The 23396-nt window shown below is 68.3% G+C and carries 22 protein-coding genes; 10 read left to right on the forward strand and 12 right to left on the reverse strand.

The window, feature by feature from the left end; all coding sequences use genetic code 11:
* The first annotated feature begins 32 nt into the window (after positions 1-32).
* From E3O60_RS01670 to E3O60_RS01690, 5 genes are all read left to right on the forward strand, one after another.
* Entirely contained in the window at positions 33-794 is a 762-nt protein-coding gene (locus E3O60_RS01670) for an SDR family NAD(P)-dependent oxidoreductase (protein ID WP_103431243.1), read from the forward strand.
* A gap of 66 nt (positions 795-860) precedes the next feature.
* A complete protein-coding gene (locus tag E3O60_RS01675) occupies positions 861-2006 on the forward strand; it encodes a M4 family metallopeptidase (protein WP_088455666.1) in 1146 nt (381 codons plus the stop codon).
* Positions 2007-2098: 92 nt separating this feature from the next.
* The gene (locus tag E3O60_RS01680) at positions 2099-2365 is read left to right on the forward strand and encodes a protealysin inhibitor emfourin (protein ID WP_134480632.1); all 267 of its coding nucleotides are present in this window, start codon (positions 2099-2101) and stop codon (positions 2363-2365) included.
* Between the two features lie 109 nt (positions 2366-2474).
* Positions 2475-3536, forward strand: a complete 1062-nt coding sequence (locus E3O60_RS01685; RefSeq protein ID WP_134496991.1) for a hypothetical protein — start codon at positions 2475-2477, stop codon at positions 3534-3536.
* A gap of 63 nt (positions 3537-3599) precedes the next feature.
* Positions 3600-4025, forward strand: coding sequence for a pyridoxamine 5'-phosphate oxidase family protein (locus E3O60_RS01690; RefSeq protein ID WP_088455663.1), 426 nt, complete (start codon positions 3600-3602; stop codon positions 4023-4025).
* 3 nt (positions 4026-4028) lie between these two features.
* Here the strand turns inward: E3O60_RS01690 and E3O60_RS01695 are convergent, their stop codons facing one another.
* The 3 genes from E3O60_RS01695 to E3O60_RS01705 form a co-directional block, all read right to left on the reverse strand.
* Complete coding sequence (locus E3O60_RS01695; protein ID WP_088455662.1) at positions 4029-4469, reverse strand: hypothetical protein; 441 nt, start codon at positions 4467-4469, stop codon at positions 4029-4031.
* A 185-nt stretch (positions 4470-4654) separates the two neighbouring features.
* A complete protein-coding gene (locus tag E3O60_RS01700) occupies positions 4655-5026 on the reverse strand; it encodes an FKBP-type peptidyl-prolyl cis-trans isomerase (RefSeq protein WP_088455661.1) in 372 nt (123 codons plus the stop codon).
* Between the two features lie 178 nt (positions 5027-5204).
* On the reverse strand, positions 5205-6428 hold the full coding sequence (locus E3O60_RS01705; RefSeq protein ID WP_134496993.1) for a PrsW family intramembrane metalloprotease: 1224 nt from the start codon (positions 6426-6428) through the stop codon (positions 5205-5207).
* Positions 6429-6550: 122 nt separating this feature from the next.
* Between E3O60_RS01705 and E3O60_RS01710 the strand changes: the two genes are divergently transcribed.
* The 3 genes from E3O60_RS01710 to E3O60_RS01720 are packed head-to-tail and all read left to right on the forward strand — an operon-like array spanning position 6551 to position 9789.
* Positions 6551-8146: an AlkA N-terminal domain-containing protein gene (locus tag E3O60_RS01710; RefSeq protein WP_255455306.1), complete on the forward strand. Its 1596-nt coding sequence runs from the start codon at positions 6551-6553 to the stop codon at positions 8144-8146.
* A gap of 4 nt (positions 8147-8150) precedes the next feature.
* A complete protein-coding gene (locus tag E3O60_RS01715) occupies positions 8151-9026 on the forward strand; it encodes a fumarylacetoacetate hydrolase family protein (RefSeq protein ID WP_088455658.1) in 876 nt (291 codons plus the stop codon).
* Positions 9016-9789 (forward strand): glycosyltransferase family 2 protein, encoded by a 774-nt coding sequence (locus E3O60_RS01720; RefSeq protein ID WP_134496995.1) that lies wholly within the window; start codon positions 9016-9018, stop codon positions 9787-9789. The genes E3O60_RS01715 and E3O60_RS01720 overlap by 11 nt, the downstream gene beginning before the upstream one ends.
* A gap of 41 nt (positions 9790-9830) precedes the next feature.
* On the opposite strand, the gene E3O60_RS01725 is transcribed toward E3O60_RS01720, so the two are convergent.
* The 4 genes from E3O60_RS01725 to E3O60_RS01740 form a co-directional block, all read right to left on the reverse strand.
* Positions 9831-10745: an alpha/beta fold hydrolase gene (locus tag E3O60_RS01725; RefSeq protein WP_370448629.1), complete on the reverse strand. Its 915-nt coding sequence runs from the start codon at positions 10743-10745 to the stop codon at positions 9831-9833.
* Positions 10746-10783: 38 nt separating this feature from the next.
* Entirely contained in the window at positions 10784-12304 is a 1521-nt protein-coding gene (locus tag E3O60_RS01730) for an aspartate ammonia-lyase (protein WP_088457923.1), read from the reverse strand.
* A 384-nt stretch (positions 12305-12688) separates the two neighbouring features.
* Positions 12689-14155, reverse strand: coding sequence for an NCS2 family permease (locus tag E3O60_RS01735; protein WP_240632418.1), 1467 nt, complete (start codon positions 14153-14155; stop codon positions 12689-12691).
* A gap of 162 nt (positions 14156-14317) precedes the next feature.
* Positions 14318-15928 carry a carboxylesterase/lipase family protein gene (locus E3O60_RS01740; protein WP_134496997.1) on the reverse strand — a complete coding sequence of 537 codons (1611 nt, stop codon included), beginning with the start codon at positions 15926-15928 and terminating at the stop codon, positions 14318-14320.
* 125 nt (positions 15929-16053) lie between these two features.
* Between E3O60_RS01740 and E3O60_RS01745 the strand changes: the two genes are divergently transcribed.
* A complete protein-coding gene (locus E3O60_RS01745) occupies positions 16054-17328 on the forward strand; it encodes a uracil-xanthine permease family protein (RefSeq protein ID WP_088455653.1) in 1275 nt (424 codons plus the stop codon).
* Positions 17329-17412: 84 nt separating this feature from the next.
* Here the strand turns inward: E3O60_RS01745 and E3O60_RS01750 are convergent, their stop codons facing one another.
* The 3 genes from E3O60_RS01750 to E3O60_RS01760 all read right to left on the reverse strand — a co-directional run bounded on the left by E3O60_RS01750 (position 17413) and on the right by E3O60_RS01760 (position 19579).
* Positions 17413-17745 carry a peptidase gene (locus E3O60_RS01750; protein WP_088455652.1) on the reverse strand — a complete coding sequence of 111 codons (333 nt, stop codon included), beginning with the start codon at positions 17743-17745 and terminating at the stop codon, positions 17413-17415.
* The gene (locus E3O60_RS01755; protein WP_088455651.1) at positions 17742-18932 is read right to left on the reverse strand and encodes an inorganic phosphate transporter; all 1191 of its coding nucleotides are present in this window, start codon (positions 18930-18932) and stop codon (positions 17742-17744) included. The genes E3O60_RS01750 and E3O60_RS01755 overlap by 4 nt, the downstream gene beginning before the upstream one ends.
* 170 nt (positions 18933-19102) lie before the next feature.
* Positions 19103-19579, reverse strand: a complete 477-nt coding sequence (locus E3O60_RS01760) for an 8-oxo-dGTP diphosphatase (RefSeq protein WP_088455650.1) — start codon at positions 19577-19579, stop codon at positions 19103-19105.
* A gap of 57 nt (positions 19580-19636) precedes the next feature.
* Between E3O60_RS01760 and E3O60_RS01765 the strand changes: the two genes are divergently transcribed.
* Positions 19637-19900: a mycoredoxin gene (locus tag E3O60_RS01765; protein ID WP_088455649.1), complete on the forward strand. Its 264-nt coding sequence runs from the start codon at positions 19637-19639 to the stop codon at positions 19898-19900.
* Between the two features lie 67 nt (positions 19901-19967).
* Here the strand turns inward: E3O60_RS01765 and E3O60_RS01770 are convergent, their stop codons facing one another.
* Complete coding sequence (locus E3O60_RS01770; protein ID WP_088455648.1) at positions 19968-20996, reverse strand: 6-phosphofructokinase; 1029 nt, start codon at positions 20994-20996, stop codon at positions 19968-19970.
* A gap of 132 nt (positions 20997-21128) precedes the next feature.
* Complete coding sequence (locus E3O60_RS01775) at positions 21129-23303, reverse strand: DEAD/DEAH box helicase (protein ID WP_088455647.1); 2175 nt, start codon at positions 23301-23303, stop codon at positions 21129-21131.
* Positions 23304-23396: the final 93 nt, after the last annotated feature.

The following is a 23396-nucleotide window of genomic DNA, read 5'->3' on the forward strand; positions in this document are numbered from 1 at the left end:
CACTCGAGGAAGATCTGCAAAGGAGCACCCCGATGGACCCGATTGTGACCCCGGGCCGGTTCGCCGGCCAGACCGCCATCGTCACCGGAGCCGGCTCCGGGATCGGAAAAGCGACAGCCGTGCGACTGGCCAGGGAGGGCGCCAGGGTGATTGCCGGCGACGTGGTTCCCGCCCGTCTGCAGGAGCTCCTCGACCAGTTCGGCGACCTCGACATCGTGACCGTCGACGGCGACATCAGCCACCAGGACACCACCACACGGCTGGTCGCCGCGGCGAACGGCCGCATCGACGTCGTCGCCAACGTCGCCGGTGTCATGGACGGCTTCCTCCCGATCGCCGAGGTCGACGACGCCACCTGGGAGCGGGTTTTCGGCATCAACGTGACCGGCATGATGCGCCTGATCCGCGGGGCACTGCCGATCATGGTGGCCGGCGGCGGCGGGTCGATCGTCAACGTCACGTCCGAGGCCGGCCTTCGCGGCGGCGCGGCCGGGGTCGCCTACACGGCGTCCAAACACGCCGTGATCGGTCTGACCCGCAACACCTCCGTGATGTACTCGGCCCAGGGCATCCGCTGCAACGCGGTCGCGCCCGGCGGGGTTCAGACGAACATCGAGGCTCCGATGCGGTCTCCCCTGGCCGGGTCGGTGCTCGGCCCGGTGTTCCAGCACGTGTTGCCTCCGGTGGCCACCTCGGAGCAACTCGCCGCCACCATCACCTGGCTCGCCAGCCCGGACTCGGCCAATGTGACCGGCATCGTCCTGGCGTCGGACGGCGGCTGGTCGGCAATATGAGATCCGGTCTCCCTGTCGTCGCATGAGAGGGGTGCGGATGTCGGACGGTGCTGCCAGACTCACCGCATGACAGGCACAGACCAGACTCAGAGCCCCGTCCCGTTCCCCGGCCGCACGCACGGCCATGGCCGATCCGCCCCGCCGTTTCGGTGCGGCGTCGTGCCGCCCTACCTCCTCGAGCACCTGGCCGCGGTCGAGGACCCGCGCTTCGAGGCCGCGGCCGAGGCCGCCCGGCGATCGTTGCGCGTCGACGACCCCATCCGCAGCCTGCGCTTCGAGCGCCGCACCAGCGCGCTGCCCGCGCTACCCGTCGAGGCCGTGCCGGGCGTCAGCACCCGCACCATCAGCGACGCCGGTCAGCTGCAGCGGCTGCCCGGCCGCACCGTGCGCACCGAAGGTCAACCCCCGGTCGCCGACGTGGCGGTCAACGAGGCATACACCGGCCTCGGCGACACTCATGGCCTCTACTGGAGCCAGTACCAGCGCGACTCCATCGACGGGCGCGGCCTTCCGCTGGACGCCACGGTGCACTACGGACGGGACTATGACAACGCCTTCTGGGACGGCGAACGGATGGTGTTCGGCGATGGCGACGGCGAGGTCTTCAACAGGTTCACGATCTCGTTGAGCGTGATCGCGCACGAGCTCACCCACGGTGTCACCCAGTACAGCGCCAACCTCGCCTACCAGGGCCAGTCCGGTGCGCTCAACGAATCGGTGTCGGATGTCTTCGGCGCCCTCGTGGAGCAGTTCGCAGCCGGCCAGGACACCCGGTCGGCGAGCTGGTTGATCGGCGCAGGGCTCTTCACCGAGCAGGTGCAGGGCCAGGCGCTGCGTTCGATGAAGGCTCCGGGCACCGCCTATGACGACGATGTTCTCGGCACCGATCCGCAGCCGGCCTCGATGGACGGCTACATCGACACCGAAGACGACTATGGCGGAGTGCACCTCAATTCGGGCATCCCGAACCGGGCGTTCTATCTGGTCGCCGAGGCCCTCGGCGGCAACGCGTGGGAGGCGCCGGGGCAGATCTGGTACGACACGCTCACCGGCCCCACCCTCGCCGTGAACGCCGACTTCACCGCATTCGCGACGGCGACGGCGACGGCCGCGATCACCCGTTATGGCGCGGGCTCCGCCGAGCACGACGCGGTTCTGGCGGGGTGGACCGGAGTGGGTGTGGTCTTCGATCCGCTGCGAGCGGCCTCCTGACGCGGCGGCGTCGGTTCCGCGTTCGCTGGCAAGCCGCCTTCGATCATGCCGACATCCCCGATCGTGGCCCCGGCCGGACGTACCATGGGGCCATGAAGGTCGTCGTCTCACGCAGCGGAGGCATCGCTGGGCTCCGGGTCACCTGGGACGTGCAGGTTGACGAGCAACCGGATGCTGCCGCGTGGATGCGTTTCCTTGAGGAACTGCCCTGGGACGAGGCCGTAGACAGCGCACCGATGCCGGACCGTTATGTGTACCGCATCCGGTGTGCCCCGCACGAGGTGGTGCTCGCCGAACCACAGGTGCACGGCGCCTGGAAAGACCTGATCGACAGGGTGCGCGCGGCGAGCGAACGCTGACGCAGAGCACCGAACATCGTGTCGTTAGCACCCTGTAATAACGCACGCCCGGCGATACTGATAACGTGACTCGAAAGGGGGTCACGGGGCCCCATCGAGGGGGGCCATCATGGCAACGGCATATTCGTCTGCATCATCACTTCCTGGCGTCGCGGGCGCCGCCGCTTCACGCCGCAGAGCCGGCCGGCCAGCCGCCGGGCGACCCGGTGCCCTGCTGCGGCGCGGCCTCGCCGTCACCTTCGGCCTGGTGGTTGCCGCCGCCGCGATCCTCGGCACCACGCAGGCGCCCGCCTCAGCGGCCCCGGTGCCCGGCACGGTCAACCAGTGCAACTACATCCAGGACGGCGGCGGTAACGAAATCGCCTGCGACGTCACCATCACGAACTACCTCGACCTCGACACGGGCCTGTCCCGCTCGGACATCACCGTGCGCACCTGTGAAGGCCCGGTCGGCGAACTGCTCTGCACCACCATCCCGGTGAGCTTCCCCACCGCCACCACCGTCGTCGATCAGTGCAACAACTCCGCCAACGGCGGCGGGTCGATCGCCACCTGCAACGTATCGGTGGAGAACGTCATCGTCGGCGATGCTACGACGTCCCCCGCAACTGTTGACCAGTGCGGCGGTTCCGGTGCGGAAGGACCCGAACCCACGCTCAACTGTGCTCCGGTGTCCACCACCACCTCGGCCACCATCACCCAGTGCAACGGCTCCGTCAACGGTGGCGGCGCCGCACTTCGCGTCACCTGCACGGTCGATCCGTCGACAGTCAGCGCGGCGCTGCCCGTGACCATCCGTCAGTGCAACGATTCCGTGAACGGCGGCGGCTCCTTGCTGACCTGCACCGCTTCCCTCACCCACCGGATCCTGCCCGCCGGAAGCGTCATCCCCACCCCGACACCGCCGGTCACCACCCCCTCGGCGACGCCTCCGGTCACCACCCCCTCGGCAACGCCTCCTGCCGTCGAGGCAGGCCAGACTCCCACCCCGTCGGCGAACCCTCTCATCCCCATCGCCGGCGGCGGCGGCAGCGGCGCCGGCTACGGTACCGAACTGGCTGAGACCGGTACGGATGCCCTGCCGGTGTTCCTCATTGCGGCCGGAGCGCTGCTGATCGGTGGAATCCTCCTCACCGTGATGCTGGTGCGTCGCCGTTCCACCCAGCTGTAGGGCAACACGCCGCGGTCCACTCGGCATACTCGCCGAGTGGACCGCAAAGTGGGACTATGAGGTATGGACAACAACGACCTTGATCCCGTTCGCATTCTCAGCGAGGACGAGTGCTGGGAGTTGTTGCTGTCCTCAAGCTTCGGCCGTCTCGCCGCGGCTGTCGCGGATGACATCGAGATCTTTCCACTCAACTTCGTCATGGCCGACAAACGGCTTCTGTTCCGTACGGCCGAGGGAACCAAGCTTCTCGCCCTCACCGTGAACAACAAGGTGGCTCTTGAGACCGACGCCATCGGGCGCGGCGACGCGTGGAGCGTTGTCGTGAAGGGTCTCGCCCGAGTCCTCGACACCCAGGCCGAGATCGAAGCCGCCAACGCGCTCCCGCTCCGTCCGCTGGTGCCCACACTCAAGTACATCTGGGTTGAGATCACCCCGACCGAGCTGAGCGGGCGCCGGTTCGCCCTGGAACCGGAACCGGAGCGGTACTAGCCGTTAGTCGCTGGCCGCCGCCGGAGCGACCCGGCCCTCGCCAGAGAGTCCGATGAGCATCAACACCGCAGTGCCGTAGGCATCCGCCGCGGTGGCCGCCTCGAACACCTCGTCGACTCCGCGCACGTGCACGCTCACCCGGTACCGGTCGTCGCTGAGCCTGTGCAGGGAGCGAAACGTGCCGCGCAGGAGCGCCCGCATCTGGTCTTCCCTCGGCAGCCACAGGGCATCCTCGAGCGCGAGCGAATCCAGTGCCCACTCCGTCGTGCCGTTGAAACCGAGGATGGTGCCGGTGTCGAACTCGTGCGCCTCGATGGTCATCTCGCTGACAGTGAAGACCTCGGAGTCGAAGCCCGGTCGTTCGATGCGGAACGAGTCACCGGATACCGGATGCCAGGACAATCCGGCCTGCTGCAGGGCACGGGCACAGTCGATTGAGATCATGTCCCATTATCGGCGCGGGATACCGTTGAGCGCGAGGGCGTTTTTCGCACTCACACCAGGCCGTCAGGCACAGAAGAATGGCACGCGGGTGCGCCTGCGTGCCACATATTTCGGGGTGCCCCGGAGCGCCGTCAGCATTCTCCGGGGCCACCACTCACCCATCAGGCGGGTGCGGATCGAACGGTCTAGCTGACGCCGTTCAGGTCGATCACGAAGATCAGGGTCTTACCGGACAGCCGGTGACCGGATCCGGCCGGGCCGTAAGCCAGGTGCGGCGGCACGGTGAGCTTGCGACGGCCACCCACCTTCATTCCGGGGATACCCTGCTGCCAGCCGGCGATGAGGGAGCCCAGCGGGAAGTTGATCGTCTGGCCGCGGTTCCAGGACGAGTCGAATTCTTCGCCGGTGTCGTATTCGACGCCGAGGTAGTGCACGTCGACGGTGGCGCCGGCGGTGGCCTCGGCCCCGTCACCTACCACGATGTCGACGATGTCGAGCTGTTCGGGCGCGGGGCCCTCCGGGAAGTCGAGTTCGGGCTTGGAGTTCAAATCAGTCATGAGACCATCCAATCGGATTCCGGCTCCGGACGCACACCTGGAAATTACCCCTTGCGCGAACGCCGTGGCCAGGTGCAGTCTTAGTGCATAGAAACTCGCCGCACCGGGAGAGTTGTCGGCAGTGCCACACCACCGGGCGGCGAGTTTTCTCGTGGGGCCGTGAAACCGGGCGGCACGGTCAGCCGATGACCTGGGCGCGGTCGTCCATCAGCAGGCCCAGCAGCCGGGCCTCCTCGACCTGGTCGGGGGTGGTTCCCGGCTGTGCCGCTGCGCCGCTGCGACGGGAGGGGCGCAGCTGGGCGCTGACCAGTCGTTGCCGCACCGATGCCAGCCGGGTGGCATCCGTGATGAAGCGGTTCATCGCGAGGCGACGCGCCTGCGGCTGGCCGTGTGCCCATGCCCGTGCCTGGCGTCGGCCGCGGGGAGTGGCCAGCATCGCCACCTCGGCCGGGGTGAACCAGCCCACGGCGGCATAGTCGCTGAGCCGTTGCACCGTCAGCGCCTCCTCTTTGCGCCGCAGCATGACCACGACCAGGATCGCGCCGAGGAACATCGGCACCTGTACGAGGAAGTAGTAGCCCACCAGGGATGCGTCGTCGGTGAGTAGGAAGAACGCCCCGTTCCACACCGCGTGCAGCAGAACCGCAGCGGCCAGGCCGATGAACACGGCGCCGAGATAACTTGAACCGCTCGCACGCCGGGCGGCGAAGCCGATGGCCAGGCCGGTGCAGGCCGTGAACAGCACGTGCGCGAACGGGGAGATCACCCCGCGCAACAGGAAGGTCACGCCGAGGTCGGCGATCCCGCCGTCGAGCATCGCCACACCGAAGTACTGGATGTTCTCCGAGAACGCGAAGCCGGCGGCGATCATGGCCGCGTAGACGACTCCGTCGATCGGACCGTTGAACTGGCCGCGGATCACCCAGAACAGCAGCAGGATGCCGAATCCCTTCGCCGACTCCTCCACGAGCGGCGCCTGGATGACGGCGGCCGTGAAGTCGCCCGCCGGTCGGGCCACGCCGCTGGTCGCGACGACGATCTGCACACCGAGGTCGAACACCAGCGCCGTCACGATAGAGACGCCGGCGCCCCAGAGGAAGGCAAACCAGAGCGCCGGCCGGGGTTCCGGCTCCCATCGGTCGATCCAACGCACCGCCAGCACCACCAGGGTGAGCGGCACCAGCGCCAGCAGCAGACAGACCAGCACCGCGCCCGGACCGAGGAAGGTCGAGAGGTATACCAGGACCAGCAACAGCGCGAGCGCGGCGACCACGATGCCGATGCTGGCCCACACGACAGTGCTCAGGTTTGTGCGCCGCACCGGCGAACTCCACACCGGCGTCTCGATGGGGGTGTCCTGCTGGGGCACGGCGAGCGGTCGGCCGGTCGGGTCGAGGGTCATGCCCGCCAGTTTACGGGGACCGGACCGGTTCGAACCGGGCAGATTCCGCCCGAGCGATGGCCCCGAACGGCGATGTCTGATTCCCGCTACCGGTCGTGCGGTGCGCGTGTCAGTCTTGGGGGGTGACACCAGCGCCCAGCTCCCCCGTCGACCCGGTCTTCGCCGAACGATACCGGGCCATGTCCTCCCGCGACGCCCGCTTCGACGGCCAGTTCATCACCGGCGTGCACTCCACGGGCATCTACTGCCGACCGAGCTGCCCGGCCGTGACCCCCAAGCCCGGCAATGTGTCGTTCTACCTCACGGCTGCCGCGGCTCATGAGGCGGGACTGCGGGCGTGCAAACGCTGCCTGCCCGATGCCGTGCCGGGGTCGCCGGCGTGGAACATCCGTGACGACCTGGCCGCCAGGGCGATGCGGCTGATCGGCGACGGCACCGTTGAACGAGAGGGCGTGCCCGGGCTGGCAAACCGGCTCGGCTACACCCCGCGACACCTCACCAGGGTGCTGGTCGCCGAGGTCGGCGCCGGCCCTCTGGCGCTGGCTCGCGCCCACCGCGCGCAGACCGCTCGCGTGCTGCTCATGAGCACCAACCTGCCGGTCACCGACATCGCATTCGCCGCCGGTTTCGGCAGCGTGCGGCAGTTCAACGACACCATCGCCGCAGTGTACGAGCGCACACCGTCGGCCCTGCGGGCCGGCGCCCGGGTGCGGGCCGGCAGCCGCGACCGGGACACCGAAACCGGCACCGGCACCGGCACCGGCACCGGCACCGGCACCGGCACGAGGATCAGCCTGCTGCTGCCCGCCCGTGCACCGTTCGACGGCACGGGCCTGCTCGGCTTCCTGGGTGTGCGGGCCATCGACGGTGTCGAACGGTCCACCTCCGCCGGGTACGAACGCACCCTACGGCTCCCGCACGGCTGGGCCACCCTGCAGCTGGCCGTCGCGGGCACCCTCGAGGCACCCGCGATCGCCTGCACCGCCCGGCTGAGCAGCCTCGCCGACCTCGCTCCTCTCGTGAGCCGGGTGCGCCGCCTGTGCGACCTCGACGCGGATGCTCAGGCCATCGATCGTGCCCTGGCCGACGACCCGGCCCTGGCCGGCTCCGTGCACGGTACCCCCGGCATCCGGGTGCCGGGCAGCCTCGACCCCGAGGAGACCCTGTTCCGGGCCCTGCTTGGCCAGCAGGTGTCTGTCGCCGCCGCCCGCACCGCCCTCGGCCGGCTCAGTGCGGCCCTCGGCAAGCCGGTGCCCGGCGCCACCGCCACCGCCACCCCACAGCTGCTCTTCCCCACAGCCGCCAGCATCGCCGAACACGGCCGCGACGTGCTGCGCGGCCCTGCGGCCCGCATCGACACGATCATCCGCGTCGCCGCGGCGTTAGCTGCCGGCGACCTCGTGCTCGACGTCGGGGAAACCCGCGACGATCTGCAGGCCCGACTGACCGCCCTGCCCGGCATCGGACCGTGGACTGCCGGGTACGTGGCCATGCGGGTTCTCGGCAGCCCCGACATCCTGCTCACCAGCGACCTCGCCCTGCGCCAGGGCGCCGATCGGCTCGGCCTGCCCGCAACGGCCAGAGACCTCGCCGCCCACGGCAGCGTCTGGGCGCCATGGCGCAGTTACGCCGGCATGCACCTCTGGCGGGCGGCGGGAGCCCCACGACCGGCCGGGCAGGCAGTTCACGGCAAGAACGGTTCTGGCCGGTTACGCTGAAGAAGTGAAGTTTGCGCATCTCAGAGTTGAAGGCCAATCCACCCCCCGTCTAGCCATCGTGGTGGACGACGCGGCACTCTTCCTCGACGAGGTGATCGATGACGCCCCGCGCGACCTCCAGGACCTCCTCGAGAAGGGCGCCCCGGAATACGACAGGGTGCGGGCGCTCACCGCGAACGCGCTGACCCACGGTGCCAGCCTCACCCCCATCGACGATCTGCGGCACTCGTCTGCGGTGTTGCGCCCCCCGCAGATCATCGCGATCGGCGCCAACTACGCGGCCCACTCCTCCGAGCTCAAGCTGCGCAGCGAGACCGCCGCGACGGTGTTCTCGTTGTGGCCGAACTCGCTCACCGGCCACGAGTCGATCATCTCTTGGCCGAGCGACCTCACCGGCCAGGTCGACTACGAGGCCGAACTCGGCGTGATCATCGGCCGGCCCGCCCGCAACGTGTCGGTTCGCGACGCCCTCGACTACGTCTTCGGGTACACCGTCGTGAACGACATCACCGCCCGCGACCTGCAGTTTTCCGAGGCGCAGTGGTCCAGGTGCAAGTCGTTCGACGGGTTCACCCCCACCGGCCCGTTGGTGGTCACCGCAGACGAGATCGCCGACCCGCAGAACCTCTGGCTGACCACCCACGTCGACGGGCGCATCCTGCAGGACGCCTCCAGCGGCGACATGGTGCGCACGGTGGCCGAGATCATCGCCTACCTGTCGCTGACGTCCACGCTGCTACCCGGCACGCTGATCTCCACCGGCAGTCCTGGCGGCGCCGGCTACAGCCGCAAGCCGCAGGTGTTCCTCAAGGACGGCTCGACCGTCACCGTCTCCATCGACCGGATCGGGCTCCTCACGACCCACTGCCGTGAAATCTGAGCCTGGCCGGCCACCGGTCACCATCTCGGTCGTCATCCCGGTCTACAACGACGCCGACTTCCTGCGCACCTGTCTGCGCGCACTGTCTCAGCAGCGCCGGCCGGCCGACGAGATCATTGTGGTCGACAACGCCAGCACGGATGCGACGGCCGCAGTGGCCACCGCCGCCGGTGTGTGCCTGGTCCGCGAACCGCTGCGGGGAATCTGGCCGGCCGCCGCGGCCGGCTACGACGCGGCCACCGGCGACGTGATCGCCCGGCTCGACTCCGACTCGGTGCCCCCGGTGGACTGGCTGGAGCGGATCGAGGCCCGATTCACGACCCATCCCGACACCGCCGTGTACACCGGTCCCGGCGACTTCTACAACTGCGGCCCCGTCACAGCCTGGTTGGGTGGCCGGGTCTACATCGGCGGCTACTTCCGCTGGATGGGGTTCTGGCTGGGCCACCCGCCGCTGTTCGGATCGAATTTCGCGATGCGCCGACAGGTCTGGGCCGCCAATCGCAACAGGGTTCGCCGCACCCGCAACGATGTGCACGACGACCTCGACTTCAGCATGCACCTGGGCCGCGACGAACCGGTCACTCTCGACCGCTCCCTCAGAGTAGCGATCTCCGCCCGCCCGTTCGAGACCCCGCGCGGGCTCGGCCGCCGGGTGGCGTGGGCCGGCCGCACTCTCTTCTCGGGCTGGCCGGACTACTCGCCCTGGCGCATCCGCCGGCGCGCGGCGAGTCGCCGCAAAAGACCGCTTCGCGCGCTCTGACAGGTCGTTTTGCGGCAACTTACAACCAGGAATCCCTGCCGTCAGCGACCGCTCGCGTAGAGAGCGAGCAGGTCGCGGGCCAGCTGGTGCGGGGTGGTCTCGCAGGGGCTGTGCCCGGCCGGGTAGACGCGCAGGTCCGCGCCGATCCGGTGGGCGAAGCGCCGGTGCTGCGCCACCTTCCACAGGTCGCGGTCGCCCACGGCGATGAGCTTGGGCACCCGGCTGCTGGCCAGTTCCCTGCGCACATCTGGGGTGTGCTTCATCAGAGCCATGATCTGGTCGAGGCTGGTGCGCCGGGTGTAACCGAACCGCCTGCGCGCCAGGTCGAGACGGCCGGGCCGGGTGTGGTTGCGGTTGGTGACGATGCCCCAGATCATCAGGGACGCGATGGTGTGCGCGGGCACCAGGCCGCTGATCGAGCCGAGCCAGCGCACGCCGCGAAAGGTCTGGCCGGGCCCCGGCGGCGTGGTCAGCAACACCAGCGAGGCGAACAGCTCCGGCCGCCGCGCCAGGGTCAGCTCGGCGACGAGGCCGGCGAACGAGTAGCCGAGCACGTGCACCGGGCTCTCCCCCGATTCCAGCACCGCGACCAGGTCGGCAACGAAGAGGTCGTAATCGAAACGCCGGCCCTGCACCGGCCCGGCCGCCGCGGACTCGTACTGGCCGGCGAGGTCGAAGCTCTCCACCCTGTAGCCGGCGTCGGCGATCAGCGGCGCGAGCAGCACGAAGTCCTCCTTCGACCCGGTGGCCCCCGGCACGAGAAGGACCCGCGGGTCGCCCCGCCGGCCCAGCCCGATGGCGGCCAGCCGGCCGCTGGGCGCGTGGAACCTGAACCGCTCGGTGCCCGGCGGCAGGATCGTCCAGTCGAGGTCGGGCAGGGCGGCGTCGAGCATCGCGAGTCGATCGGGCCGGATCGGCTCGTTCCTGTGGAGCGGTTGCCTCACACGCAGGGACACGGCACCAGAGTAGCGCCGCCCGCCTTTCCTCGGCGGGCCTACTCGATGATGGGGATCGAGGAAGTTCCGGTGTCGGGCCGCATCCCGGACAACCGGGCCGGTTCGAGCTCGCGCATCACGTCTTCCCTGGTCATCAGGTTGGCCTCGACCACCAGGTCGGACACGTTGCGCCCGGTGAGCAGCGCCGTCTGAGCGAGCGCCGCGGCGGCCGCGTAGCCGATGTGCGGGATGAGCGCGGTGATCACGCCGACACTCGAGCCGACCATAGCGGCGAGCCGGTCCTCGTTGGCGGTGATGCCGTCGATACAGTTCACCCGCAGGGTCCACATCGCCTGGGTCATCCAGGTGAGGCTCTGGAACAGGTAGTGCGCGATGACGGGTTCGAAGGCGTTGAGCTGCAGCTGCCCGCCCTCTGCGGCCATCGTCACCGTCACATCCGCCCCGGCGACGGCGAAGGCAACCTGGTTGACGACCTCGGGGATGACCGGGTTGACCTTGCCGGGCATGATGCTCGAACCGGCCTGGCGGGGCGGCAGGTTGATCTCGCCGAACCCGGCCTGCGGGCCGGAGGAGAGCAGCCTCAGGTCGTTGCAGATCTTGGAGAGCTTGATGGCGCTGCGCTTGAGGTTGCCGCTGAACGACATGAAGCTGCCGGCATCGCTGGTCGACTCGATCAGGTCCGGCGCCGCCTCCAGCTTGAGCCCGGTGATCAGATTGAGGTGGCGGATGGCCGCGGCCGCGTACCCGGGATCGGCCGTGATGCCGGTGCCGATCGCGGTGGCGCCCAGGTTGACCTCGGCGAGAAGCCAGATCGTCTCGGTGAGCCTGTCGTAGTCCTCGCCGAGAGTGGTGGCGAAGCCGTGGAACTCCTGGCCGAGGGTCATCGGCACCGCGTCCTGCATCTGGGTGCGCCCCACCTTGAGGATCTGCTCGAACTCGTCGGCCTTGACCGAGAAGGAGCCCTGCAGCGCTTTCAGTTCGCGGAGCAGGTGCTTGAGGAAGAACGCCAGGGCGATCTTGATCGCGGTGGGATAGGTGTCGTTGGTGGACTGGCTGCGGTTGACGTGGTCGATCGGGCTGAGAATGTCGTAGCGGCCGCGCCCATAGCCCGCGTTTTCCAGCGCGAGGTTGCAGATGACCTCGTTGGCGTTCATGTTGGTGGAGGTGCCGGCGCCGCCCTGCATGACTCCCACCACGAACTGGTCGTGGTACTTGCCCTCGATGATCTCCTGGCAGGCGGCGTCGATCCAGTCGGCCCGCTTTTGGGAGAGCGCGCCCACCTCGGCGTTCGCGCGGGCGCAGGCCTGCTTCACCGAGGCGAGGGCCACGACGAAGTCGGGGTAGACCGAGATCGGACGCTTGGCGATGGGAAAGTTCTCCAGCGCCCGCTTGGTGTGCACACCCCAGTAGGCGTCCGCGGGGACCTCGACGCGGCCGAGCGAATCGCGCTCGATGCGGAAGCCGGGGGTGACGGCGGGGATGTCGGCGCTGAGATCCTGGGGGCTGGTCGTGTCTTCTATGGTCAATTCGGCGTTCGTCGTTTCGGTTCTTGCGGACATGCTGCTGGTGGGGTGCACGTGGGCTCCATTGCCTTCGGTGAAGAGCTTGTGGCTCATGACCGACCCACTCTATCGCGAGGCCCCGGCCCGGCACCGGAGCCGCACGTTTCGCCTGCGTTACGCAGGGAACCGTCGTCTCCGGGCAGGGTCTGTGCAAGAAAACGCAGGTGCGACTCCACAAGTTACGTGGCGGCGGGCTCCTCGGGGAGGACGTCGTGTTCGATGGCCTCGTAGCCTTCAGCGGAGCTACGCGGCTTACTGGAGTAGCGCATCCCTCGCACGGCGCACGCACCAGAAGCCAGTTGAGGCCCCCTGGAACGCATCCAGGAGGCCTCAAATGTCATGTCACAGCCGGCCAGTCGCGGTGGCGGGCGCGCGCATCCGTTAGACGCCGAACAGGACCTCGACGGGACCGCGCACGAAGAAGACCAGGAAGCCGACCGCGACGACCCAGAGCAGCGGGCTGATCTCACGCGCCTTGCCGGAGAGCGAGCGCACGATGACCCAGCTGATGAAGCCGGCGCCGATGCCGTTGGCGATCGAGTAACTCAGCGGCATCACGATGATGGTGAGGAACACCGGCAGCACGATGGAGAAGTCGCTGAAGTCGATAAACCGGATCTGCGACACCATCATGGCACCCACGATCACGAGGGCCGCTGCGGCCACCTCGAGCGGAACGATCTGGGTGAGCGGGGTGAAGAACATTGCGGCCAGGAACAAGAGCCCGGTGACGACGTTCGCGAAGCCCGTTCGGGCACCCTCACCGATTCCGGCGCCGGACTCGATGAAGACAGTGTTCGACGAGGAGGAGGTGGCGCCACCGACGACGGCACCGACGCCCTCGACGATCAGCGCCGACTTGAGCCGGGGGAAGTTGCCGTCCTTGTCGGCGACACCGGCCTCGTTGGAGAGCCCGGTCATGGTGCCCATGGCGTCGAAGAAGTTCGTGAAGACCAGCGTGAAGACCAGCATCACTGCCGCAAGCACACCGATGCGCTCGAACGCGCCGAAGCTCACCTCGCCCACGAGGGACAGGTCGGGCAGTGCGACGAAGCTGGTCGGCAGCACCGGGGCGTTGAGGTTCCAACCGGCCGGGTTGGTGCCGAGCGAAGGACCTACCTTGAAGATGGCCTCCAGGATCACGGCGAGCACCGTGGTGCCGACGATACCGATGAGCAGGGCCCCCTTCACCTTGCGGGCCACAAGCACACCGATCAGCAAAAGCCCGATCACGAACACCGCGGTGGGCAGGCTGGCGACCGAACCGGACTCGCCCAGCTGCACGGGCGGGGAGGCGACGCCGCTGGAGCGAACAAAACCGGAGTCGACCAGGCCGATGAACGCGATGAAGAGGCCGATCCCCACGGTGATGGCGATCTTGAGCTGACGGGGCACGGCGGTGAAGATCATTTCGCGCAGGCCCGTGGATGCCAGCAGCACGATGATGAGGCCGTTGATGACGACCAGGCCCATGGCCTCCGGCCAGGTGACCTGGCCCACGACGCTCACGGCCAGGAACGAGTTGATACCGAGCCCGGCGGCGAAACCGAACGGCAGTCGGGCGATGACACCGAACAGGATGGTCATCACCCCGGCCGTGAGCGCGGTCACCGCGGCGACCTGGCCGTTGGGCAGCCAGTTGCCGGCGACATCCACCGCGGCCTGGTCGGCACTGAAGCCGCCGAGGATCAGCGGGTTGAGGATGACGATGTAGGCCATCGTGACGAAGGTGACCAGGCCGCCACGCACCTCGCGGCTCCAGGTGGAGCCGCGGCGAGTGACCTCGAAATACCGGTCGAGCACGGACTTGGTACCGCGCCCCGTGGGCTCGGATGGACCGGACGCCAATGGGGTTCCGGTCGAGGTGCCTGTCGTGGCGGTTGGGGCTGCTGCGGTGGACTCGTGCTCTGATGCGGAAATGATGCTCTCCCGGTCGGTGTGCGGCGGCGTGCCAAACGCCTTATTCTACGACGCGTCCCGCGGCCGTGATAATCGGCCCAACCTGGCTGGCTAAACGTGCGGCACGAATTTGCCCCAGGCGACCCGCCGTTCGGCCTGCGGATCGGCCTCGATCCGGTCGCGGCTGTCGATGACCAGCGTCAACCTGTCCGCCTCGGTATATGGCGGCCAGGCGGCATCCGGAACGCCCGTGCCGGCAAAACCCAGCCACCAACCCTGCATGCGCGCACCGATGGCCTTGAACTCCCGCCGGCCGCCGAGCACCGTCATGCCCCGGCCGAACCAGCCGTCCAGTCTGTCGAAGAGCGGGAACAGTTCGAGGCCGTGCGTGGCATCCAGGCCCATCCGACGCAGTAGCCGGGGCGCGGCGTCGAACCTGTAGAAGTACACCGGGGCGTATCTGGAGTGCCGCTCGCCCACCTTCACGCTCGGATACCAGAACGAGTAGTCGCCGCCGAAGTCGAGCGCGGCCCGCGCCGCGGGGATGCCCGGGTACTGCGCTTTGAGGGCCTTCTTGGCCTTCTTCTTGGTGTTGGCGAAGACCGCCCGCATGCGCGGCGGCGTTGACGCGAGAATGTCGATGCGGCCGCTGAACAGCGAACCCTCGCGCTGGTTGGTGCCGATGAGCAGCGGGATGCGGTGCGCCCGGCCGTCGCGGAACGCGTCCAGCGGCCGTTCGGGCAAGAAATCACCGTCGATGACCGGGCAGAGCGGGATGGTGCCTGGGTACTGGTCGGGCGAGCGCACGGTGAGGGTGGTGGTGGCCTGGGCGAGGCGGGCGGGGTCGGCGTCCAGCAGCAGACGAACGGCCTCGGCGTCGGTCAGGCCCGAACTCACCGGCGGTTCGGCCTGGTGCCCTGCGCCGGCGGTCGGCGATGCCGGGGCAGCGGGGGTCTGCTCGGCGAGGATGCGCACGAATGTCGCCGCCCACTCGGCGGTCAGCGCCGGCGGGTACACGGCGTTCGGCGGGGCGCTCTGGGCGATGGCCCGCTGGAACAGCCCCGCGGCCGCCGGCACGGTCATCAGGGTGGTCACCGCGTTGCCGCCGGCCGATTCGCCGAACAGGGTCACCGCATCCGGGTCGCCGCCGAACGCACGGATGTTGGCGCGCACCCAGGCAAGCGCCGCGACCTGGTCGCGGAGACCCAGGTTGCTCTCGAACGGCCGCTCGGGCGTGGAGTAGCGACTGAAGTCGAGGTAGCCGAGCGCGCCCAGCCTGTAGTTCATGCTCACGTACAGGATCCCGGCGCGGCGGACCAGTCCCTCACCCTGGCGGGGATTCTCGCGCGACGACCCGACGCTGTACGCGCCGCCGTGCACGAACACCATTACGGGGCGAAGCGCCCCGTCGTCGATCGGCGCATCCGGGGCGATCACGTTGAGGGCCAGGCAATCTTCGCTCTGCGGGATGCGCGGGTGCGCGCCGAGGAACTGGCCCTTATGGCTCTGGGTGGCGACCGGTCCGAACTCCGTCGCGTCGCGCACGCCCGGCCAGGGCGGAGCCGCGGCGGGGGCGCGGAAACGCAGTGGGCCCACCGGAGCAGCCGCATAGGGGATGCCTCGCCACGCGCGGATTCCGCGCTCGCTGACGCCGCGCACCAGCCCGCCGGACACCCGGATCTCGAGGGGATCGAGAGCGCGCGCGCCGGTATGCGAAGTCATGGGGTGATCCTAATCCGGTCCGCTGACCCCGGGGCAAACTCGGTGGTGCGGCTGGCGGAGCACTACGCTCAGCTAGGGCTGCGCGAGGTATGCGTGCGGCCGGATCCCAGAGAAACGAGACACCAATGGCACTGCCCTGGACCCTGCACGGCGACGGTAAGACCGTCGGCCCGACCGACGTCGTGGCCCCCGGCGAACGCCTGAATTGGCCGATTACGATCGGCATCGGAGCCCAGCACGTGGTCGCGATGTTCGGCGCGACCTTCCTGGTCCCGTTGATCACCGGTTTCCCGCCGAGCACCACCATCCTCTTCTCCGGCATCGGCACGATCCTGTTCCTGCTGATCACGCGCAACAAACTGCCGTCCTACCTCGGGTCGTCGTTCGCGTTCATCGCCCCGATCACCGCCGCCGTCGCTACCGCGGGCATGGGCAGCGCGCTGTTCGGCATCCTGGCCGTCGGAGTGCTGCTGGCACTGGTCGGCGCCATCGTGCAGTTCACCGGGGCCGGCTGGATCGACGCCCTGATGCCGCCGGTCGTGTCCGGTGCGATCGTCGCGCTGATCGGCTTCAACCTGGCACCGGTGGCGAAGGCCAACTTCACCCTCGCGCCGCTCACCGCGCTGATCACCCTCGCCGCCGTCATCCTCTCAACGGTGCTGTTCCGCGGCATCCTCGGCCGTCTGTCGATCTTCCTGGGCGTCATCGTCGGTTACATCGCCGCGGTCATCCAGGGCGAGGTCGACTTCAGCGCCGTCGGTGACGCCGCCTGGGTCGGCCTGCCGCCGCTGACCCTGCCGACGAACCCGTTCGAGAACCCCGCGGTGTGGGCGATACTGCCGGCGTTCCTCCCCGTGGTGCTGGTGCTGATCGCCGAGAACGTGGGCCACATCCGCGGTGTCGCGCAGATGACCGACAGCTCGGTCAACAAGCTCACCGGCCGTGCCCTGCTCGCCGACGGCCTCGCCACGGTTCTGGCCGGTTTCGGCGGCGGCTCCGGCACCACCACCTACGGCGAGAACATCGGCGTGATGGCCGCCACCCGGATCTACTCGACGGCCGCGTACTGGGTGGCCGGCATCACCGCGGTGCTGCTGGGCCTCTCCCCCAAGATCGGCGCCGTCATCAGCACCATCCCGGCGGGCGTGCTCGGCGGCGTCACGACGGCCTTGTACGGGCTCATCGGCATCATCGGCGTGAAGATCTGGCTCGACAACAAAGTGGACTTCAGCAAGCCGGTCAACCAGTTCACCGCCGCCACCGCCCTGATCATCGGCATCGCCGACTACACCTTCAGCGCCGGCACCCTCACGTTCAACGGCATCGCGCTGGGCACCGTGGCCGCCATCGTGATCTACCACCTGATGACCTGGGTGGCCCGGGTGCGCCGCACGGCGTAGCCCCCCGCCGGCCCGCGAACTGTGAGCTGAGCACCTTCCCGAGCGGTTTTTCGGGGCTTTTCTCTCGGTTCGCGGGGCTGGTCGCTACTGGTGCAGCGCGGGGACTATCAGGTAGACGCCGTAGAGCACGATCAGGCCGCACAGCCCGAAGCAGAGGTAGCCTGCGTACTGAGCGACCGACTTCTGGATGTCGGTGAGCGGGTTGGCCTTGAGGGCCTTACGGGCGCGTTTGGCGTCCTTCGCGGCCCGCGCCGGGCTGAGCACGGTGATCGCGCCGGTGAACTCGGCAGGTTCCACCGTCGGGATGCGCCCGGCCGTGGTGAGCAGGCGCAGGCCCAGCGAGTAGAGCGAGACGACGACGGCCGAGGACACCAGCGCGGCTGCCGCGACAACGAGGAAAGCGGCCCAGTCGATCACAGTGCAACCTTCTGTCGGTCCTTGCGGGACGGTTTGCGGGGCGTTTTCCTGATCTTCACGACGTGGCCCGCGTCATCGATGTCGTGCAGGTTGTCGTGTGAGATCCTGTCGCGCTTGGACCACTGGAAGAGCACGTAGACCACGGCCGTGCCGATGACGACGTCGAGCACGATGCCGATCGGGCCGAGCAGGGCCAGACCTGCGGCGAACGCGCCCATGATGGCGGAAGCCGGCAGGGTGAGCAGCCAACCCAGCGCGATCTGGCCGGCCATGCCCCAACGCACCGTGGAGCCGCGTCGGCCCAGGCCGGAGCCGATGACCGACCCGGAGGCGACCTGGGTGGTGGAGAGAGCGAAGCCGAGGTGGCTGGACGCGAGGATGGTCGCGGCGGTGCTGGTCTCGGCAGCGAAGCCCTGGGCGGGCTTGATCTCGGTGAGCCCACGGCCCATGGTGAGAATGATGCGCCAGCCGCCGGTGTAGGTACCGATCGCGATCGCGAGGGCGCAGCACGCCACCACCCAGAACTGCGGTCCCGAACCCACGGCCTGGTAACCACCGGCGATGAGGGTCAGGGTGATGACGCCCATGGTCTTCTGCGCGTCGTTGGTGCCGTGCGAGAGGGCCACCAGCGACGAGGAGAAGATCTGCGCGTAGCGGAAGCCGCCGCGGCCATCAGGCTTGCCGGCGTCGCGGCGGGTGATGGCGTAGGCCAGGCGGGTGGCGAGGTACGCGACGATGCCGACGGTGATCGGAGCGATCAGCGCGGGCAGGATCACCTTGGCCAGGACGACGTCGAAGGCCACGGCCTGCGCCCCCACCCCGATGATGGTGGCGCCGATGAGGCCGCCGAACAGGGCGTGGCTGGAACTGGACGGCAGGCCGCGCAGCCAGGTGATCAGGTTCCAGACGATCGCGCCGATCAGTCCGGCGAAGATCATTTCCGGGCTGATCTGGATTCCTCCGTCACCCTCCTTGATGATGCCGCCGGACACCGTCTTGGCGACCTCGGTGGACAGGAACGCTCCGACGAGGTTGAGAACTGCCGCGACACCGACCGCGACCTTGGGCTTCATGGCCCCGGTTGCGATCGGGGTGGCCATGGCGTTGGCCGTGTCGTGGAATCCGTTGGTGAAGTCGAAGATGAGTGCCAGTGCGATGACCAGCGCGACGATAAGGGTGAAATCCACCGGCGTCTTTCCTTGTATTACCCGAACCGTGGTCGGGTACATACATAACCGGCACGCAAGAGAGATGGCTGGCTCGAAACCGGGCCTCGTTGATCCTGACAGCCTGAGGCGGGCAGGTCAATTCAGGGTGCGTTCATTCGTCGTTCACCCGGAATTGAGGTGGCAGGACGTCAGTCGCGGGCCACGACGGTGGCGAGGTCCGCACCGAAGGTGAACGTGGCCTCGACCCGCTGTCCGGCCAGCACACCGGGCAGCCAGTGCCTGGCGTCATCCCACATCTCGTCGACGGGTAGCCGGGCGATCGTGAACCATTCAGGGTTCAGCTCGTCGGATTCGCGCGGAATTCCGCTGAACCGGTCGGTGACGAAGACGTTCGACCGCTGGCTCCAGGCGGGTTTGTGCGGGAACAGGTAGGTGAGCACCCCCATCGGGGTGAGCGCGTCGGCTCCCACGGTCAGGCCCGACTCCTCCTCGATCTCCCGCACCGCGGCATCCAGGGCGGATTCACCGGGTTCGAGCTTGCCGCCGAGCCCGACGATGTTGCCCAGACCCAGGCCCTTCTTCTTGCGGCCGAGCAGAACCTGGGGCTCGCCGGTCTCGGAGAGGCGGGTGAGGTAGCACACGCACACCTGGGGCAGTTCGGTCATGGTGTCATCGTAGCGAGCGCCCCGCGGGGCTCCAGAATCCTCGGTTACGCTGTACCCATGGATTTTGTGCCTGAGACCGGAACTATCACGATGTTCACCACGACCTGGTGCGGCTACTGCTCGCGCCTGAAGAGTCAGCTCGACAAGGTCGGCATCGGCTACACCGAGGTGAACGTCGAAGAGGTCGACGGCACGTCAGAGCTCGTCATGAGCCTCAACGGCGGCAACCGCACCGTGCCGACAGTGCTGTTCCCGGATGGCTCGGCCGCGACGAACCCGTCGCTCGCGCAGGTGCAGGCCAAGCTCGCACCCGCCGCCTGACTTGTCGTCAGACAGAAACTGCCCGGCCGACCTGAGTCGTCCGGGCAGTTCTGTCATGAGTACGGGTTTAGCCGAAGAGCACGGCCGCTTCGTCGTAACGCTCCTGGGTGACCCGGTTGAGGTCCATGGTGGCGTCGGCGATGCTGACGTTACGGATGTCGGTGCCCTTGAGGGAAACCATCGAACCCCACTTGCCCTCGATGACGGCGTCGACCGCTGACATGCCGAGGCGGGTGGCCAGCACCCGGTCGTAGGCCGACGGGGCGCCACCACGCTGGGTGTGGCCGAGTACGGTCGCCCGTGCTTCGATGCCGGTGCGTTCTTCGATCATCGGGGCAATGAGCTCGCTGATGCCGCCGAGGCGCGGACGGTTGAACGCGTCCAGGCCCTTGTGCGAGTGCGCCTCGCCCATTTCGGCGAGCAGGAATCCTTCGGAAACCACGAGGACCGGCGCGCGGCCGCGGTCGCGGACGCTCTCGACCCACTCGCAGATCTGCTCGATGGTCTGCGGCTGCTCGGGGATGAGGATGGCGTGTGCTCCGCCGGCCATGCCGGAGTGCAGGGCGATCCAGCCCACGTGGCGGCCCATGACCTCGACGACCATGCAGCGGCCGTGGGAGTCAGCGGTGGTGCGGAGACGGTCGATGGCTTCGGTGGCGATCTCGACGGCAGTGTTGAAGCCGAAGGAGTAGTCGGTGGCGGCGAGGTCGTTGTCGATGGTCTTGGGCACGCCGACGATCTTGATACCGGCATCCGTGAGGCGGCGGGCAGCCGTGAGGGTGCCCTCCCCGCCGATGGCGATGATGGCGTCGATACCCTCGGCGTCCATAGTCTTCTGGATGTTTTCCGGACCCGCGTTCTCGCCCTCGTAAGGGTTGGTGCGCGAGCTACCCAGGATGGTGCCGCCCTGGCGGGACAGGCCACGAACGCTGTGCCGGTCGAGCTTCATGAACTCGCCCTGTACCAGCCCGCGCCAGCCGTTGCGGATGCCCACGAACTCCGAGTCGTATGCGCGTCCCCCCTTGAGGACGGCACCCCGAATCACTGCGTTGAGGCCCGGGCAGTCTCCGCCGCTGGTGAGGATACCGATCTTCATTTCTTGGCTACTCCTTATTACATGCATGTGTGTTTCGGCGGATCGCCCGTCCACCATCATGGCGGCGAGCATTGGCCTGGATCAAGTCAACACCGGCGGCGCTGCTCTGAGGTAGGGACTTCCGGCCCGGTGTTACAGCTCACCGTCCAGCGCCTGCGTGAGTACGTATACCAACGCGCTGGCCTGCACTGAATCTGCCGCGGAGACGTCTTCGTCTGCCCCGTCGAGCGCGCGGGCCGCGAGGCCCTGCTTGCTGCCGATGAGTTCGGCGATGCGCGCGTCAATAGTGTGTGCGGCGATGATCCGCCAGGCGGTGACAGGCTCGGCCTGGCCGATCCGGTGCACCCGGTCGATGGCCTGGGTCTGCTCGGCCGCCGTCCAGCTCAGTTCCGCGAGCACCACGTTGGATGCCGCCTGCAGGTTCACGCCGACTCCGGCCGCGGTCAGCGAGCACACCACGACGGCGACCTCGGGGTCGGTGTTGAACGAGTCGATCGCGGCCTGGCGGGCCAGGGCACTCTGATCGCCCCGCAGCGACACCGTGCGCAGGCCGCGTTTGGCAAAGATCTCCTCCGCGGCATCCATCACGTCGATGTGCTTGGCGAAGAAGACGACCTTGCCCACCGAGTGGGCCAGCTGGGCCGCGTAGTCCGCGGCGAGCCCGGCCTTGGCCTGACCGATCTTGCGCACCATGGTGAACACGTTCTCACCGGTGCTGGTGCCCTTGGATTCCTCGAGATCGGCGTGGGCGACGGCGCGGATGTACGCGGCGCGCTGCTCGTCGTCGATCTCCGGGTTGCGCACGCCGGGGTGGCGCGCGGCGACGAGGGCCTTGTACCGCTGCACCAGGCGGGCGCCGAGCTCACGTTCGGCCTTCTGGATGGAACGGCCCAGTTCGCTGTCGAGCTCCACCGGAAGGTCGGCGATGCGCTTGGCGGGCAGGTCGGCGGCGACGTCGACCTTGCGGCGGCGCACGATGCCCATGTCGATGACCGCGGCGCGGGCCGCGGTGTAGAAGCCGGCATCGGCGGGGGTGAGCCCGGTCTCCTCCAGGCGTGCCATGAGCTTGGCGGTCGGCTTGTCGCCGTCGATCCAGCCGAGGAATTGCCAGATGGCACGGAAGTCGTCGACGTCGTTGATCAGCGGGGTTCCGGTCAGCGCCATCAGCAGCGGGTTGTTACCCGGGGTGCGGCGGCGGATCTGCTCGGCGAGGCTGAGCACGTGCTTGGACCGCTGCGACTGCAGGTTCTTGATGAAGTGGGCCTCGTCGACGACCATGCCCTTGAAGCCCAGGGTGCCGAGCCAGGCCAGGTGCCGGTCGAGAACGTCGTAGTTGACCACGACGACATCGGCGAAGGCGTCGAGGGTGTCGCCGTCACCGTGGATGACCGTGGCGCGACGGTGCGGCGTCCACAGTTCGACCTCGCGCACCCAGTTCATCTTCACGACGTTGGGCACGATCGCCAGCAGCGGGTAGGCACCGGCGACGGAGGCGGCGAGCAGGCTCTGCGCAGTCTTGCCGAGGCCGGGCTCGTCGGCGAGCAGGTAGCTGCGGTGGCCGAGGCGGGCGCTTTCCACGAACCGTGCCTGGTGGCGCATAAGCTCCATGCCGCGCGGAGAGAACCTGTCGACGTTGGGCGCTTCGGGCAGGTCCATACTGGCGGCCTGGCCGCCGGAACCGAACTCGAAGGCCTTGAACAGCGGGCCGAGCAGTTCCCAGTTGGCCAGGCGACGGGCGGCAGAGACCGGCGCGGCCTTCACGGCGCTGAAGTCGGGGGCCAGGAACGGATTGGCCATCTGGCGGGCACGCACGGACTGCGGGATGACCTGGTTCTGCGGCACCTCGGGCTTGGCCTCGGGTTCGCGGGTGATGATGAGTTCGTCCGGGCTGAGTTCCGCGCCCGATTCCAACAGCCAGTCGCGGCGGAACCGCTGGGCGACGGTGGAGACGCCGGCATCCGGTTCGAGCAGGGTGATCAGACTGGTGTCGCGGGCCGCGGTCTTCGCGAGGATCTGGGCGATACCGTCGAGGCGTTTGAGAAGTTCGGCGCGGTTCGCGTCGGTCAGTTCGGGGTCGGTCTTCACGCGGGCGCGTTCTTCGCGCATCAGCAGCGCGATGACCTGGTACTTGGTGCGGTTGGTGGGGCCGAGCTTGGTGCCGCTCTGAGCCTTGGCTTCGACCTCGCGCACCTTGCGGGCGAGGATCGGGATGATCGGGGCGTCGTCGTCGCGCGAGCGCGGTCGTTGACGTGTTCGACCGCTGCCGGCTCCAGCGCGGCCCGCTCCGTTGGGGCGGGTGTGTGCCATTTTTCTCCACTTCACACCAGCGCATCACTCAATGCGCGCTGGTCGTGTTGCGCATCCGCAGGATGCCTGTGCGATCGATACGCCGAACCCCAT

This window comes from Cryobacterium sp. TMB1-7 (genome assembly GCF_004402435.1).
Taxonomy (GTDB): Bacteria; Actinomycetota; Actinomycetes; order Actinomycetales; family Microbacteriaceae; genus Cryobacterium; species Cryobacterium zongtaii.

What these genes read in the sequence shown, in the direction of transcription:
- E3O60_RS01670 (WP_103431243.1), top strand. Translation starts at nt 33, where the DNA reads ATGGACCCGATTGTGACCCCGGGCCGGTTCGCCGGCCAGACCGCCATC.
- E3O60_RS01685 (WP_134496991.1), top strand. Translation starts at nt 2,475, where the DNA reads ATGGCAACGGCATATTCGTCTGCATCATCACTTCCTGGCGTCGCGGGC.
- E3O60_RS01730 (WP_088457923.1), bottom strand. Translation starts at nt 12,304, where the DNA reads ATGTCCGCAAGAACCGAAACGACGAACGCCGAATTGACCATAGAAGAC.
- E3O60_RS01690 (WP_088455663.1), top strand. Translation starts at nt 3,600, where the DNA reads ATGGACAACAACGACCTTGATCCCGTTCGCATTCTCAGCGAGGACGAG.
- E3O60_RS01675 (WP_088455666.1), top strand. Translation starts at nt 861, where the DNA reads ATGACAGGCACAGACCAGACTCAGAGCCCCGTCCCGTTCCCCGGCCGC.
- E3O60_RS01770 (WP_088455648.1), bottom strand. Translation starts at nt 20,996, where the DNA reads ATGAAGATCGGTATCCTCACCAGCGGCGGAGACTGCCCGGGCCTCAAC.
- E3O60_RS01775 (WP_088455647.1), bottom strand. Translation starts at nt 23,303, where the DNA reads ATGGCACACACCCGCCCCAACGGAGCGGGCCGCGCTGGAGCCGGCAGC.
- E3O60_RS01740 (WP_134496997.1), bottom strand. Translation starts at nt 15,928, where the DNA reads ATGACTTCGCATACCGGCGCGCGCGCTCTCGATCCCCTCGAGATCCGG.
- E3O60_RS01765 (WP_088455649.1), top strand. Translation starts at nt 19,637, where the DNA reads ATGGATTTTGTGCCTGAGACCGGAACTATCACGATGTTCACCACGACC.
- E3O60_RS01745 (WP_088455653.1), top strand. Translation starts at nt 16,054, where the DNA reads ATGGCACTGCCCTGGACCCTGCACGGCGACGGTAAGACCGTCGGCCCG.
- E3O60_RS01695 (WP_088455662.1), bottom strand. Translation starts at nt 4,469, where the DNA reads ATGATCTCAATCGACTGTGCCCGTGCCCTGCAGCAGGCCGGATTGTCC.
- E3O60_RS01705 (WP_134496993.1), bottom strand. Translation starts at nt 6,428, where the DNA reads ATGACCCTCGACCCGACCGGCCGACCGCTCGCCGTGCCCCAGCAGGAC.
- E3O60_RS01700 (WP_088455661.1), bottom strand. Translation starts at nt 5,026, where the DNA reads ATGACTGATTTGAACTCCAAGCCCGAACTCGACTTCCCGGAGGGCCCC.
- E3O60_RS01760 (WP_088455650.1), bottom strand. Translation starts at nt 19,579, where the DNA reads ATGACCGAACTGCCCCAGGTGTGCGTGTGCTACCTCACCCGCCTCTCC.
- E3O60_RS01680 (WP_134480632.1), top strand. Translation starts at nt 2,099, where the DNA reads ATGAAGGTCGTCGTCTCACGCAGCGGAGGCATCGCTGGGCTCCGGGTC.